Genomic DNA, 14250 nt, shown 5'->3' with positions numbered 1-14250 from the left:
CCAGGAGGGTGGGATGCAGGCTAAGTTAGTCCATTCCACTTATAGAAGGGAACAAGAACTATCAAGGAAAGGCAAAGACTTATCTCAATAGATTTAAGTGTAATTGTTTATAGTCAAAAGTCAATTACCTTTGTGATCCCAATAGGGTTAAATCTATAAAATTTACTGATAAATCTTACTTATCGGCAGTGGGAGCAGCAACGGCTCCAGCTAGGATTCCTCCATCAATTGTAATTTCTGCTCCATTCAGATAACGACATTCATCACTAGCCATTAACACCGCCACAGCAGCAACTTCAGCAGGCTGACCAAAGCGCTTCAGGGGACAATCACTGACCAGCGCTGCCATTCTCTTTTGGCGATCAGGGCCAATACCCAAAAGGGGTTCCCACATCGGCGTTAAAATTGCCGCGGGTAGAATTGTGTTGCAGGTAATATCCAAGCCCTGTTCGGCACAGTAGAGAGCAACGGTTTTACTGTGATTGCGCACTGCAGCTTTGGAAGAGGCATAGGCAGCGGCCCCAGGAATACCCACCAGGCCAGACCTTGAGGAGATATTAATAATCGCCCCTTTCGATTGGGACTGACGCATGGCTTTGATCCCGAACTTACAGCCCAAAAACACCCCATCTAAATTTGTGGCATGAACGGCCCGCCAATCCTCTAAAGCAACATTTTCTGGATCATGGGGAATCAACCCAGCCTCAAACCCTGTGATCCCAGCATTATTAACGACGACATGCAATTGCCCCTGCTCCGTTAAAATCTGCTGCGTTACCCGTTGCCAATCGCTTGCTTCTCGCACATCCAAGGGGCAGTAAATGGCACGTTCGCCTAAATTTCGAGCTGTTTCCAGTCCCAATTGATCCTGAATATCCGTGAGATAAACTACGGCTCCTTCAGCAATAAATGCCTCAGCAATGGCCGCTCCAATCCCCCGCGCTGCCCCCGAAATTAACGCCACCTTGTCCACTAATCTATTCATATTCTTTGTAGGATTAATTTTAAAACCGAGTCTCAGGAAAGTCAATATGATTTAAACGATACTTCAGGGCAGTTCCAGGTGCAGCACATGGGGATCAATAACTTTTTGCCCCAGGCCCTGGAACTCGTCCCTGAGAATCTCAACCACCAAAAAAGGCCCGGATCCAAAAGACCCAGGCCCCTAGTTGAGAATTAACGGAATATCAGGAGTCAAACTTAACGGCTAAACTGCCCACCCAACAAGGAAGGAGATAGATCCGACCAAGATTGCTTGACCAAATCCGTATCGGCCTGGACACTGCCCAGATAATTACCCGCAGGCAAGGTAGGGAAGCGTTTATAGGGTACAACATCCTCACCGAAGAAGCGGGCATATTCAGGGCTTTCTACCATCACATCCACTGCTGCCTTGAGACCTTGATCGGCAAGGATTTTATTGTACTGACGAATCTCGGCCTGGGTGGCGGGGGCACGTCCCAACAAATGCCGGAACAGGAACTCAATCACTTTGGTATTGGGATAGGGCGTATAGAAGCGATTCCGGTAAATTTCGGAACTCGCCAATGTCCGCACAAATTCCCGCACTGAAATTTCCCCGTTGCGTAACTTGCTTTCCAACTCCGAGCGGCGGAACTGGGCCGGCACCTGACCACTAAAGACATCCATGACTTGGACATAGATGGCGTTGATCACCAAATCCGTTTCCGAGCGAGAGGCTCCTATGGTAGAGCGATAAATCCGGGCGGGGCGGCGGCGGCTAGTCCCAACTCCAACTTCTACGGATTGCCCATCCCCGTTACTGAAGGAACGACCCAGTTGGATGAACCGGGGTAGGCTGGGATCTCCTTTGCGATCTAAGGCTTTGATCTGGGCCAGGGCCTGGGTTGCTAAGGGCAAGCTGCTACTATCTAAACTTGGCTTGACCGGGGCAAAACTGGGCACAACAATGGCATCGTTCTGCTTCGTCAGTTGGTTATAGAGCTTCTCGGTGTTGGGGAAGTTGGCCGCGGGCAAAGTGGGGAAGCGGCGATAGGGAACCGTATCTTCGCCAAAGGCCTCAGCATATTCTGCACTCCCGACCAAGGTGGCGATAAAGGCTTTTAATCCTTGGCTCGCTAAAATTTGGTTATATTTGCGAATCTCGGCCTGGTTGAGGGGGGCGCGACCCAGGAAGTGCTTCGTGCCCAATTCAATCACCTTGGTGTTGGGATAGGGGGTGTAGAACTCCTTGAGATAGAGGCTGGAAATTCCCAGGCCCTCGATGAACTCCTTCAGGGTAATTTCGCCGTTGCCCAACTTGGATTCGAGCACCGTAAATTCATTTCCAATCACATAGGGGGCAATGTCCCGCTCAAAGATTTGCCGATAGGCCGCATTGATGACAATATCCAGATTGGTCTTATCCGCCAGAGTGGTGAGCTTGAAGACTTTGGTTTGCTGCCGTTGTTTGGAAACCCCTTGGTTGGCCCGGAAGGAAATGGCTGGGGCCGTCCGCAGTTCCGTAACTTCACCCAATTCCACAAAGCGGGGTGTTTCTTCCTTCTCAACCTTGATCCCGGTTTCACCAATGGAACCCAAGCGCAAGGAACGCAATGCCACACCGGCCGGAGTTAAGTACCGCTCGTAGGGAACCGTACCTTCGCCGAAGGCCTGGCTGTATTCATCCGTATCAAGGATGGCATCCACAACGGCATAGAACCCTTTCTTAGAGGCAATATCGAAGTATTTGTTGATCTCCTGACGACCGTAAGTAGGCCGACCCAATAACCGCCGATGGATATACTCAATAGCTTTGGTGACGTATAGCGGTGTCCAGTAGAGACTGCGGAACAGATTGGACTTGGCCAACAGCCGGACAAATTCCCGCACTGTGATCTCGCCATTTTCCAGTTTGATTTCCGCAACTTTTTGCCGTTGTCCAGAATAGACATCCCGACCAAAGACTTGTAAGTAGGTGGCCCGAATCACGGCCTGGGTAGAGCTTTCGGCAAATTTGACACTGGCCCCACCGGTGTTGATGGTGCGTTTGCCAATTCGGGCATCAATACTGGGGAGTTGATCCAGCTTAAAGACCTTGGGACCAAGGGAGCCAGGAGCCACACCACGGGCAGCAGGATTACTCAGTTGGTTATTAATTCCCGGCCCCTGATTGATCAAAATCCGGCGGGTGTCTTTATTGAAGGGTTGGGGATTTGCCGCCGGATTGCGGTTTTCTTTTGGGAAGATGGCCCCAAATTGAATCTCTAGGGGATCATTCCCAGAGCCATAAACGTGCTGATCCGGTAAGGGCTGATCTTGGGCCGCAAAGGTGGTGATAAATTGGGGAACTTTCCGGAACGGGGCACTGTATTTAAACAAGTTTTGTTGGGCCCCCCAGTTGCGGCATTCTTGGGCTTCCTGACCCAGGCCCCGCAGGTAAGGCACCGTCTCCTCACCAAAGTAGTCGCTGTACTCTTTGGAATCCACCAGCGCATCCACGAGGGCCGGCAACCCACCTTTAGAAATAATCGAGAAATACTTCTGCACCTCTTCCCGACTCGATGGCCCCCGCCCGAGAATATGCCGGAAGGCTAACTCAATCACCCGGCTGTTGATAAACGGCTCGTAAAAGTTTTTCCGATACAACGGCGACTTGGCGAGACGGCGAACAAATTCCTTCATGGAAATGCTGCCATTTTTCACCTTGGATTCGAGATCAGAAATTCCCAAGCTGTAGGCCCGAGTAATGTCCCGCTCAAAAATTTGCCGATAGGCCGCTTTAACGACTTCGGTTTTTTCACTGCTGGATAGGCCGGGCTTCATCGCATATTTGGGGCGACGCTCGGCAGCATTGAAGTAAATCTGGGGCAGTTGTAAGCCTTGGGCATCGGTGGTTGGCCGTTGCCGGACTTTGTCCGAAGGAGAAGGGGCCACAAACTCATTGATCAGAACTTCAAAGTACTGCCCGACAATACTTTCGGCCTCTTTGTCGCCACGGAAATAGCTCAAGGCCGCCCGTTGCATTTCCTGGAGGGCCACAATCGTTGCATCTGTCGAACAGGCCGCTTCAATGATTTCCCGCAATCCCCGCGTGTTAACTGCAATGATGTTGGGATCACCCGCCACAATGGCATAGGTGGTATAGCGCAAGAACCAATCCAAGTCCCGTAAAGACTTCTGCATCCGTTCTGGGCCATAGCGGGCAATATTGATGGGTTTAAAGCCAGCTGGAGCAGCACCGCTACCCGTGGCACTAAAGACAGAGCGCAATCCCTCTAAGAACCCCCCCCGGGTATCGACATAGGTGGCAGTCCCTAGGGTCATCGCCTCTTGCATATCAATGGCTTTACCCACTGCACCAGCGGTAAATTTCGGAGTGTCTTCAGCCGCTGGGCGAGACAGAAAAGCCATGGGAGACCCACCCACGAAAATTCGGTTTGCGGCACGGGAGACAATAATTTCTGAGTTGCGGGTTAATGTTGTGGCAATATCAATACGTTTACTGCCAGAACCGAGATAGACCGCGAGTTCATCTAATTCTCCCCGACTGAGAAAGCGATCTTGCTGCTCAGCTTGAATAATTGTGGAAACGGGGACGGTTTGATATAGTTGCGGGCGGGCAACCAAACTTCCACCACTTGCCTTAACAACCATGGTTTTTTAAAGGCTCCCTTAAAAATTTAATTTGTGCAGTGCGTTTACTAAAGATTAAAACGATTCGGGTGATCCCAGGCCAAACCTTAAGAAATGTATCAAAACTCTCCCTAAAACCTGGATTCTATCTATCTATACTCATGGTTAAAAGGGAGTTAATCTATGATTTTCCGGTGGGTCTTGCTTGAACTGACTCAGTCTAGGGTGCAATTTTCTGAAATCTGGATTCAAAGACTCAGCTAGATCTCCGCAGGTTTTAAGGACTCCTCAGGGGAATGGGGGTGGCAAAACTGGGGGTTGGGCTTGGAGATGAGGGGGTGGGCGGTGAATTCCTGGCCTGGTTAGGCTTGCTCTGGTTGGGACGGACAACGGTGGTTTTCATTTGGAGTAGGGGTTCATCGGGATTAACTAAGTCAATGTAAACCAGTTGCTGGGGATTGAGGTATTGGGGGAGTTGTTCAAGGCGCTTCAAGGCCGCCAGTTGGGCCGGCAGACGGGGGCTATAGGCTCCTAAATGCACGGGGCCAAAACGAGTTTGCAGAATGATATTGCGGGGATTTTGCCAATCAATTTCCTTGACATCCATATCCAGGCCAGCTACGAGAGGGAACAGGGTTTGCCATTCCTTTTGCCGTTGGGGGTCAATTTCCATGATTGAGCGAGAACCAGCCTGGCTCGGGACAAAATAGCCCCGGAGTTTGGGATAGCTGGCCGGGGATTGGAGTTGATCATTGACGTAACTGGTGCGAGGAGCGACTAGGCCTTGGGCATCTAACATCCAAATACTGGCTGGGCCCTGTTCCAAGTTGGCAGGACTTTTAATTCGACAACGCTCACAGAGCACCATCGCCACTGGCAAACGCTCATCAATCCCAACAATCAGGGTCGGCGGAAACAAATGGCGCGCAATGGTCACCCGCTGCACCGGTAATGTGGCTTCTAGGCCTTGGATAATCCCTTGGGGGTTAAGCCTCAGCAAGGATTGGGGATACCTCACGGGCAAAAGGGCCTGGATCGCCTCGGTTTTGAGGAGTTTATGACCAATAATGGTGACTTGGCTGGGTTGATGAATCATCCAATCCGGTAAAGTTAAGCCCCAAGCCAAGCTACCCGTTAGCCCCATCAATACACCCGTGCGCCAGATATTGGCTAAACTTCGCAGCCGTTTTTGGTTTTTTAACTGTTTGCGCCGCTGTTGAATCGAGTCAATGGCAGTTACTTTAGAAGACGGCACTGATAACCCCTGGCCTCGCCCAACAACATTCCAGTCCAACCCTGAATGGATAGACTTACCAATCCTCTCGAACCCTTAGCAATAAACACCGCAACACCTTAGACTCTACCTAATTAACCGGACGGAGAAGCCATCCGTTCAAGATCGTAAAGATTAAAGTACCATTCTAGGGAGATGTTGCTCCTGTGACCTGGGGGGGTATCCAGGCCTGGTGATAAGATACCCGATGGCAGACTTAGCAACATTTGGAACTTACGATTGGTCATGGTTGTCATTTTTATTTTAAGCAAAGGGACTATTTCATGATGGGATTGCCACGCCCTCGATTACTCGTGCGGTCATGCTTAATGTTGCCTCTCTTGGGCCTGGGAATTTTGTCGGAGCCTGGCCTGGCACAGTCGAGTGGAACGACAGGAACCCCTGGCGCAACAGCACCCAATGTGGAAGTGGTTACCCCAGCCTTACCTGCGGGCACAGCCTATACCATTGCCGGGGGAAAACGCTTAATTGATGAAGCCGCCACCGCCGTCAACAGCCAAAATTATGTCCTAGCGGCCCGGAAACTCCTCGAAGCCCGCACAACCATGAACCAACTGTCTAACTATTACCAATCCATTAGTTCCAGTTTTTTGGGAATTGATGCCGCAGCTTCAGATAGTGGTCGCCGTAAAGCCTTAGAGTCAGCCCAAATGCGGGATATTGCCACCTATCAATTGGCATTGGTCTATCGGGCCAATAATCAACCAGAACTGGCAATTCCGCTCCTAGTCGAAATTCTTCGCAGTCAAAACCCAACTCGGGAACTTGGGCAAAAATCCTATCAACAACTCGTGGAGTTAGGCTTTATGGATGTTGCTTTTCCCCGTGGCCCCATTGGTGCGCCTCTCCCCAATCCCACCACTCCTTCAAACCCTGCCTCAGCTACCCCCGCTACCCCGTCTCCAGCCACTCCTGCGCCCGCTCCCACCCCTGCCCCTCCGGCCAAATAGTCCCTAGGAACCTACCTGAGCGATTTATGATTACTCCCGAGCAACTCACCCAACTGATTCAAACTCAACTCCCCGATGCTGTAGTAGCGGTAGAAGACTTAACGGGTGGTGGCGATCACTACCAGGCCACGGTGGTTTCTGAGTCTTTTATTGGCAAACGCTTAGTTCAACAGCATCAAATGGTCTATGGTTGCTTAACAACGGTCATGGCCACCAATGAACTCCATGCCTTAGCCCTGAAAACCCTCACGCCTCAGGAATGGTCTGGGCAAGCCTAAGGGGAAAATACTCAGGTTGCAAAGGGATTATCGGGTTGAGGGATCGGGATGATTTCTCGGGCCTGGATTGTCAGTTGTCGTTGTCCATCAAGGGTTGCGGTGATCATTCGTCCTTTGACGCGATACCACTGGTCGGCTGGATATTGGGCCCGGGGTTGGGGGAGTTTGACCGCCAGGCCGACCGGGTAAGCATCGGCAGCGCAACAGGTAATCACAAACCGAGCCAGGGTCAGGGTGTCATCGGGAAAACTAGCAGGATGGACGGCAAATCCTTCCACATCCACGGGTAAACCCCCATAAGCATCGGGTTCCGGGTAAATATCCAAGGTTCTGACCCAATCCACGAGGGTACGCTGTTCTGGAGGGGTATTGGCCCGAAAGGCCTGGGGTTTATTGCGCGTCACAGTCAGGCCGTCTCCCAGGCCCCGATGCACCGCCGTATCACTGTTAAAGGGGCGCGGCGTAATGAACAAGCCAATCAGGGCCGTTACCACCAGTAACCAACTCATCCAGCTTGGCGGCAGGAGGGAAAGATGCTGGAGGGGCATGACCTGTTTTTTGGCCAACCGGCGGGCCTGGGCAATCGCAATCCCTAGGAGAATAAAGCCCGAAATAATAGCCAAAGGAAAATAGTTGGGATGGATTAGCAGTCCCAGCCGTCCCCAAAGCCAAAAGACCAGAAACAAAATCCCCCACAGGCCCAGAGCCAGAACCGTCACCCATTCTTGGCGATACCACTGTTTAGAAATAACTGGGAACATCTGCATTGGGATTAACTCCAGCGCAAATTAACGAATAGACAGAAGAAAAAAGTAAGTTGGGCAACAATCGCAAAGATATAAATGAGGGCCCGCGGGCGAAAAATAGTTAATAACAGGCCAATACCCTTGAGATCAACCATCGGCCCGAGGACAAGGAATGCCAATAGAGAACCGGGGGTAAAGGTGGCTGCAAAGGCTAAGGCAAAAAAGGCATCCACTGTAGAACAAATGGAAATTACAGCCCCTAAAATCATCATGGTCACAACGGAAATAATTGGCCCCTGGCCTAAGCCCAACACAACGTCCCGCGGGACTGCTACCTGGACAATGGCGGCAATCAAACTCCCCAGAATCAAAATTCCTCCCAACTCCCGCAACTCTTGAATGGTGTTGTCCAAAAGCAGAGGCAAACGGGCTGACCAACTGAGGGTGGCTGGAGCTGGTGGGGCTAAGGTTAAAGCTAAGGTATCGGCTGCGACGGGTTGACCCGGTTGATCTAACCAGTAGGTTCCCCCCCGTAACAGTGGGCTGGCCAAGGCAGTTTTACCCTGGGGAACAATGGCATTCATGGCAGGTTGCAGAAACGGTGCCAAGTCTTTTTGGACGCTGAACACAGCCCCAACAACCGTCGCAATCACCAGGGTAAAGAGAATACGCAAGACGACAATTTCTGGTTGATCCCGAAAGGCAACCCACGTGGCCCAAATCACAATTGGATTGATGGTCGGGGCGGCTAAGAGAAACCCCATCGCCACAGAAGTCGGCACACCTTGGGCCAATAATCGCCGGGCCACAGGGACATTGCCACATTCACAGACCGGGAACATAAACCCCATCAAACTGCCTGCCAAGGCCCCGGCCAAGGCATTGCGAGGCATTAAAGCCACAAGGCGGCGTTCATCCACAAAGAGGAGCAATAACCCCGACAGCAACACTCCCAATAGTAAAAAGGGAATGGCTTCCACTAGCAAACTTAGAAACAGCGTATAACCGCTTTGAAATTGGCTGACTACATCCATACCAGGCCTGGGATCACGGCATACCCTAAACTACAGGTCAGTTCTTAGACCCATTCGCATCTCAATAAGTTGCCCCTCAGTTTAACAGCGTTCGTGGCCTGGTTTCTGGGCTTATATTGCTTCTAATAAGATTTTATCGGCATTGGCAATGACCCTTGTCGGATTGATGAGAGTGTCCCAAATCCAAAGTTCTAAAATCTGCCTGTCTTCAGTTTGGAAGCGGGAGTGCTACGGAAACTCTAAGTAAGGCCTTAATTCTACTAAAGAAGCTCAACTACCCATTGACTTCTCTGCTAACTGTTGATGTTCATGGGTTTATGTCTCTAAAGTCCCCGCCGATCTGTAAGGATTTCGTGGCCTGTTTTGGTGACTAGGACAGTATGTTCAAACTGGGCCGAGAGAGAATTATCCACCGTCACCGCCGTCCAGCGATCCCCTAAGATGCGGACATTTTTCGAGCCAGCATTGAGAATGGGTTCGATGGCTAAGGTCATTCCTTCCCGGAGGCGGACATTTTTTAGCTCATTGGTACGGAAATTAAACACCGAGGGTTCTTCGTGGAGATTCCGCCCCACCCCATGCCCTGTAAAGTCTTCTACGATAACAAAACCGTTAGCTTCCACATGGTCTTGAATCGCCCCGGCCAAGTCGAGAATGTAATTGCCCTCTTTGACCTGTTCAATCCCCTTAAAGAGTGCTTCCTCAGCAACTTGGACAAGTTTGGCGGCTGCGGGTGTAACTTCTCCGACGGCAATGGTGATGCAGGAATCTCCGTGAAAGCCATTGAAATAGGCCCCGGTATCGACTTTGACAATATCCCCATTGCGAATCATTTTCCGTTTGCTGGGAATGCCGTGAACCACTTCATGATTGATGCAGGAGCAAATGGAAGCGGGAAATCCCTGATAGCCCTTAAAGCTGGGGGTAGCGCCCATGTCTCGGATGCGTTTTTCGGCATAGGCATCGAGGTCGGCGGTGGTCATGCCAGGTTTAATTAGTTCCGAAATTTCTTTGAGGACGGTGGCCACAATGGTCGAGGCCTGGCGCATGATCTCAATTTCCCGGCGGGATTTGATTTCGATGCCTTTGCGAGGCCGGGTTTGGACGGGGGCATTAGCGGGGGAGAAGAAGTTCGTCAAAATATTCATGGAGGGCGGCGCGATGGGCATGGGGTATTCTACTTATCTTTTTTAGGATAGTCGTTTCTGCTATCAATTTTCAGAACTGGGGGGGGCGGGGCGGTTCCGGCGAATTTGAATCGTGATCTGGCCGGTGTAATCGGGAATGGGCGGGGCGAGTTTGGTGAGATGAACTTCAACGGCTTGGACTTGCGGAAATTCCAGGCCAAGGGCGGCAATTTCTCCGGCGAGTGTTTCGACTAAGGTAAAGCGTTGGCTGGTAAAGAGATGTTTAATTTGGGCAATTACATCGCGGTAGTCGAGGGCCTGGTTGAGATCATCGGTTTGGATGGCCGGTTCTAAGTCGAGCCACAGTTTTAGATCTACTTGAAACCATTGCCCCAAAATTTGTTCTTCGGGGAGCGCGCCTGTGTAGCCGTAATAGCGTTGGCCTGGGAGATAAATACAATCCATTAGTTTATTATTTAAGCTTTCTTTAATTTAGAGGCTGGCGTGCGGCGTTGTAATTCCCATTAGAAAATAACGATTTCTTAAGTAATTTTCGGGCCAAATTCACTTAAATTGGGTTCAGATCGCCCCATCGCTGGCCACATAGCCGGGGGTAGTCTCTCATCTAATTAGCTATCACGCATAAAATTAAGTTTATTCCGGGGAGGGTAAATAATGCCGTTAATGACACGCTGTTTAGCGGAACTGATTGGCACATTCTGGTTAGTGCTGGGGGGATGCGGGAGTGCCGTCTTAGCCGCTGGGTTTCCCTATAGTGCCGTTGTCGAGAAAGATCCTAACTTTTTTGGTCTGGGCTTTTTAGGGGTGGCCTTGGCCTTTGGGTTAACAGTTCTGACGATGGCTTTTGCGATTGGCCATATTTCCGGCTGTCATCTAAATCCAGCAGTCTCCTTTGGGTTATGGGCCGGGAAGCGGTTTCGCAGTTCGGAATTATTACCCTACATTGTCGCTCAGGTGATTGGGGCGGTCATTGCCGGTGGCCTGGTCTATTTAATTGCTTCAGGGCGGGGCGGTGGCTTTGTCTTAGGGGGCAGTAATCCCTTGGCAACTAATGGCTTTGGGGCGCATTCTCCGGGGGGCTATGGCCTGGTGGCAGCATTGATTACCGAAGTTGTCATGACCTTTATGTTCCTGCTGGTGATTTTAGGCGCAACGGATAAACGGGCCCCCCAAGGATTGGCTCCAGTTGCGATTGGTTTGTGCTTAACCCTGATCCACTTGATCAGTATTCCGGTCACCAATACCTCTGTGAACCCAGCCCGCAGTACTGGAGTTGCTTTGTTTGCCGGAGTTGAGTTGATTAGCCAACTGTGGTTGTTTTGGTTAGCGCCAATTGTGGGAGCAATTGCGGCCGGCTATGTCTATCTCAATATCTTTGAAGTGGCCAGTTCAGAACCAGAATCAGCCGAATAAGAAAATACGTCAACCTAAATTTTAACCCAGCCCCGCTTTTGACAGCCTTATATTTTGGCTCATCGGCGGGGTTTTGTGATGCCTGGATGTTCTTTCTTGACGAATTTTGGTAAGTTCTACTATTATTGAGCTAGTTCTCGGAGAGAGAATGTTATTTAGCCAGGGAGTCTGGTATGACAACAGAATATCAATTTGGCATCTATATTGGCCGCTTCCAACCGTTTCATTTTGGGCACTTGCAAACCCTGAAGCTGGCCTTGGAGAAAGTTAATCATTTAATCCTCATCCTGGGAAGTCATCGAGTTGCACCCGATACTCGTAACCCTTGGACAACCGCCGAACGAATTGAGATGATCCAGGCCTGTTTGCCGCCAGAGTTGTTAACCCGGATTCATTTTTTACCCATTCGCGACTGGCTGTACAGTGATAATCTTTGGCTGGCAGCGGTTCAACAACAGGTCTTAAATTTTACCCAAGGAAATCCCTCGGTGGCTGTGTTTGGCCATCACAAGGATACGTCTTCCTATTACTTAAATTTGTTTCCCCAATGGGATTATGTGGAGACGGGTTCCTATGCCGATTTGCACTCCACAGATATTCGCAACGCCTATTTTGCCGGGAATCACAGTGACTATCAGCCGAAAATCCCGCTGGCAATTGCTGACTATTTAGAACAATTTCAAGCCAATCCAAGGTATGCGGCTCTATGTCAGGAATATCAATTTTTGCAATCCTATCAACAGGCCTGGGCCGTGGCTCCCTATCCGCCGATTTTTGTCACGGTTGATGCGGTGGTGGTGCAGTCCGGTCATGTGTTGGTGGTGCGGCGAAAAGCGAGGCCAGGCCTGGGGTTAATTGCGCTCCCTGGAGGCTTTGTTCAACAAGATGAAACCCTGATGACAGCGATGTTGCGGGAACTGAAGGAAGAAACCCGGTTGAAAGTGCCTTTACCGGTCTTGCGGGGTTCGATTATTGACAATCATGTCTTTGATAATCCCGGCCGGTCTTTACGGGGGCGTACCATTACCCATGCCTATTTTATTCAACTAAAGGGGGGGGAGTTGCCTCCTGTTAAAGGGGGTGATGATGCCGAACAGGCCTGGTGGATGTCTTTAGCCGATTTGTATGCCCAAGAAGATCAGTTTTATGAAGATCATTTCCAAATCATTCAGCATTTTGTGAGTAAGGTTTAGGCTCTGATTCTGCTTGCATAGCGTTTTCGATTAACATTCATAATTTTGATACATTTTCAATTCACTTCCCATGACTTTGTTTATTGAGCATTGTCATCGGTATCAACTGATTAACTAATCACAAAATGACGACTTTCGAGGTGAATTTATGGACTATAACTTGATTCTTGATATTGATTCCTATAAAGCGAGTCACTGGTTACAATATCCTCCCCAGACAACTGGACTGTATGCCTATATCGAAAGCCGGGGCGGAAAATATCCCGAAACGGTTTTCTTTGGTTTGCAATACATTTTGAAACGCTATCTCAGTCAACCCGTCCAGGCCTGGATGGTAGAGGAAGCGGCTGAAGTTTTTGCCTTGCATGGTGTTCCTTTTAATATTGCCGGTTGGCGTTATGTTGTTGAAGAACTCCAGGGGCAACTACCAATCCGAATTAAAGCTGTGCCTGAGGGCCTGGTTGTACCGGTTCATAATGTTTTGATGACGGTGGAATCTACGGATCCACAAACCTTTTGGCTGGTCTCTTGGTTAGAAACGCTGTTAATGCGCGTCTGGTATCCAATTACGGTGGCCACCCAAAGCTGGCAGTTAAAACACGTGATCGATGAATCGCTCCAACGCACAGCCGATAATCCCCAGGCCGAAATTGGCTTTAAGTTGCATGATTTTGGGGCGCGGGGAGTCTCCAGTTGTGAGTCTTCTGGAATTGGCGGTCTGGCCCATCTGGTCAATTTTTGTGGAACCGATACAGTCCAGGCCTTAGTCTTTGGTCGCCATTACTATCACGCACCGATGGCCGGTTACTCAATTCCAGCTGCGGAACATTCCACCATCACGGCCTGGGGAGAAGCCCAAGAAGTTGATGCTTATCGCAATATGTTGAACCAATTTGCCAGGCCTGGGGCAGTGGTTGCCGTCGTTTCCGATTCCTATGACCTTTGGAATGCGATTGATCACTTGTGGGGCGAACAGTTACGGCAACAGGTGCTTGACTCTGGGGCAACGGTGGTCATTCGGCCCGACTCTGGGAATCCAGTGGAAGTAGTCACTATGGCTCTGCAAAAACTCGAAACCCACTTTGGCAGTACGGTAAATCAGAAAGGCTATCGGGTCTTAAATTCAGTGCGCCTTATCCAGGGAGATGGAGTCAATTCAGAGAGTATTGAAGCTATCTTGGCCAAAACCGAGGCATTGGGGTTTAGCACCAGTAATCTAGCCTTTGGCATGGGGGGCGCGCTGCTGCAAAAACCAAACCGGGATACCCAAAAATTTGCCATGAAATGCAGTGAACTTACTGTTGCGGGACAGTCTCGATCCATTCGCAAGAAACCCGTCACCGATCCGAACAAAACCAGTAAACAGGGACGGCTGTTTCTTGTCAGAACCGCAACGGGCTATCAAACCACCCCACCTGCCCCCGATGATTTGTTAGAGGTCGTCTATGAAAATGGTCAACTGCGCCGAGATGAGTCTTTAGAGATGATTAGAAACCGGGCCTGGGTGATGAGAAATACTTAGAGTGCTGAGGGTTAATTAACCTGTGTCACAATCTATGTAAGCTTTCTTCACACTTTAGTCGCATTGGCCTGGTTAT

The 14250-nt window shown here is 50.2% G+C and carries 12 protein-coding genes; 5 read left to right on the top strand and 7 right to left on the bottom strand.

Features of this window, described 5'->3' with window-relative positions; genetic code table 11:
• Positions 1-175: 175 nt before the first annotated feature.
• The 3 genes from SYN6312_RS16530 to SYN6312_RS16520 form a co-directional block, all read right to left on the bottom strand.
• Complete coding sequence (locus tag SYN6312_RS16530; RefSeq protein WP_015126037.1) at positions 176-985, bottom strand: SDR family oxidoreductase; 810 nt, start codon at positions 983-985, stop codon at positions 176-178.
• Between the two features lie 215 nt (positions 986-1200).
• The gene (locus tag SYN6312_RS16525) at positions 1201-4617 is read right to left on the bottom strand and encodes a phycobilisome rod-core linker polypeptide (RefSeq protein ID WP_015126036.1); all 3417 of its coding nucleotides are present in this window, start codon (positions 4615-4617) and stop codon (positions 1201-1203) included.
• Positions 4618-4873: 256 nt separating this feature from the next.
• Positions 4874-5851 (bottom strand): cell division protein FtsQ/DivIB, encoded by a 978-nt coding sequence (locus SYN6312_RS16520; RefSeq protein ID WP_015126035.1) that lies wholly within the window; start codon positions 5849-5851, stop codon positions 4874-4876.
• A 302-nt stretch (positions 5852-6153) separates the two neighbouring features.
• On the opposite strand from SYN6312_RS16520, the gene SYN6312_RS16515 reads away from it, so the two are divergent.
• Together SYN6312_RS16515 and SYN6312_RS16510 are read left to right on the top strand one after the other, a co-directional pair.
• Positions 6154-6840, top strand: coding sequence for a hypothetical protein (locus SYN6312_RS16515; protein WP_015126034.1), 687 nt, complete (start codon positions 6154-6156; stop codon positions 6838-6840).
• Positions 6841-6866: 26 nt separating this feature from the next.
• Positions 6867-7118 (top strand): BolA family protein, encoded by a 252-nt coding sequence (locus SYN6312_RS16510; protein ID WP_015126033.1) that lies wholly within the window; start codon positions 6867-6869, stop codon positions 7116-7118.
• An 11-nt stretch (positions 7119-7129) separates the two neighbouring features.
• On the opposite strand, the gene SYN6312_RS16505 is transcribed toward SYN6312_RS16510, so the two are convergent.
• The 4 genes from SYN6312_RS16505 to folB all read right to left on the bottom strand — a co-directional run bounded on the left by SYN6312_RS16505 (position 7130) and on the right by folB (position 10490).
• Positions 7130-7885, bottom strand: coding sequence for a TIGR03943 family protein (locus tag SYN6312_RS16505; protein WP_015126032.1), 756 nt, complete (start codon positions 7883-7885; stop codon positions 7130-7132).
• Between the two features lie 5 nt (positions 7886-7890).
• Entirely contained in the window at positions 7891-8898 is a 1008-nt protein-coding gene (locus tag SYN6312_RS16500) for a permease (protein WP_015126031.1), read from the bottom strand.
• Between the two features lie 323 nt (positions 8899-9221).
• Complete coding sequence (map, locus tag SYN6312_RS16495) at positions 9222-10046, bottom strand: type I methionyl aminopeptidase (RefSeq protein ID WP_041430912.1); 825 nt, start codon at positions 10044-10046, stop codon at positions 9222-9224.
• Between the two features lie 63 nt (positions 10047-10109).
• Positions 10110-10490 carry a dihydroneopterin aldolase gene (gene folB, locus SYN6312_RS16490; RefSeq protein ID WP_015126029.1) on the bottom strand — a complete coding sequence of 127 codons (381 nt, stop codon included), beginning with the start codon at positions 10488-10490 and terminating at the stop codon, positions 10110-10112.
• Positions 10491-10709: 219 nt separating this feature from the next.
• Between folB and aqpZ the strand changes: the two genes are divergently transcribed.
• From aqpZ to SYN6312_RS16475, 3 genes are all read left to right on the top strand, one after another.
• On the top strand, positions 10710-11459 hold the full coding sequence (gene aqpZ / locus SYN6312_RS16485) for an aquaporin Z (RefSeq protein ID WP_371257410.1): 750 nt from the start codon (positions 10710-10712) through the stop codon (positions 11457-11459).
• A 173-nt stretch (positions 11460-11632) separates the two neighbouring features.
• Positions 11633-12652 carry a bifunctional nicotinamide-nucleotide adenylyltransferase/Nudix hydroxylase gene (locus tag SYN6312_RS16480; protein WP_015126027.1) on the top strand — a complete coding sequence of 340 codons (1020 nt, stop codon included), beginning with the start codon at positions 11633-11635 and terminating at the stop codon, positions 12650-12652.
• Between the two features lie 148 nt (positions 12653-12800).
• Positions 12801-14174, top strand: coding sequence for a nicotinate phosphoribosyltransferase (locus tag SYN6312_RS16475; RefSeq protein ID WP_015126026.1), 1374 nt, complete (start codon positions 12801-12803; stop codon positions 14172-14174).
• Positions 14175-14250: the final 76 nt, after the last annotated feature.

The organism is Synechococcus sp. PCC 6312 (assembly GCF_000316685.1).
In the GTDB taxonomy this organism is placed as follows: Bacteria; Cyanobacteriota; Cyanobacteriia; order Thermosynechococcales; family Thermosynechococcaceae; genus Pseudocalidococcus.
Note: the sequence above shows the minus strand (reverse complement) of the source record. Positions and strands in the feature narration are given on the sequence as shown.

Excerpts from the sequence above, each read along its gene's own strand:
- SYN6312_RS16525 (WP_015126036.1), bottom strand. The coding sequence starts at position 4,617 with ATGGTTGTTAAGGCAAGTGGTGGAAGTTTGGTTGCCCGCCCGCAACTA.
- SYN6312_RS16500 (WP_015126031.1), bottom strand. The coding sequence starts at position 8,898 with ATGGATGTAGTCAGCCAATTTCAAAGCGGTTATACGCTGTTTCTAAGT.
- SYN6312_RS16510 (WP_015126033.1), top strand. The coding sequence starts at position 6,867 with ATGATTACTCCCGAGCAACTCACCCAACTGATTCAAACTCAACTCCCC.
- SYN6312_RS16475 (WP_015126026.1), top strand. The coding sequence starts at position 12,801 with ATGGACTATAACTTGATTCTTGATATTGATTCCTATAAAGCGAGTCAC.
- aqpZ (WP_371257410.1), top strand. The coding sequence starts at position 10,710 with ATGACACGCTGTTTAGCGGAACTGATTGGCACATTCTGGTTAGTGCTG.
- SYN6312_RS16515 (WP_015126034.1), top strand. The coding sequence starts at position 6,154 with ATGATGGGATTGCCACGCCCTCGATTACTCGTGCGGTCATGCTTAATG.
- map (WP_041430912.1), bottom strand. The coding sequence starts at position 10,046 with ATGAATATTTTGACGAACTTCTTCTCCCCCGCTAATGCCCCCGTCCAA.
- SYN6312_RS16530 (WP_015126037.1), bottom strand. The coding sequence starts at position 985 with ATGAATAGATTAGTGGACAAGGTGGCGTTAATTTCGGGGGCAGCGCGG.
- SYN6312_RS16480 (WP_015126027.1), top strand. The coding sequence starts at position 11,633 with ATGACAACAGAATATCAATTTGGCATCTATATTGGCCGCTTCCAACCG.
- SYN6312_RS16505 (WP_015126032.1), bottom strand. The coding sequence starts at position 7,885 with ATGCAGATGTTCCCAGTTATTTCTAAACAGTGGTATCGCCAAGAATGG.
- folB (WP_015126029.1), bottom strand. The coding sequence starts at position 10,490 with ATGGATTGTATTTATCTCCCAGGCCAACGCTATTACGGCTACACAGGC.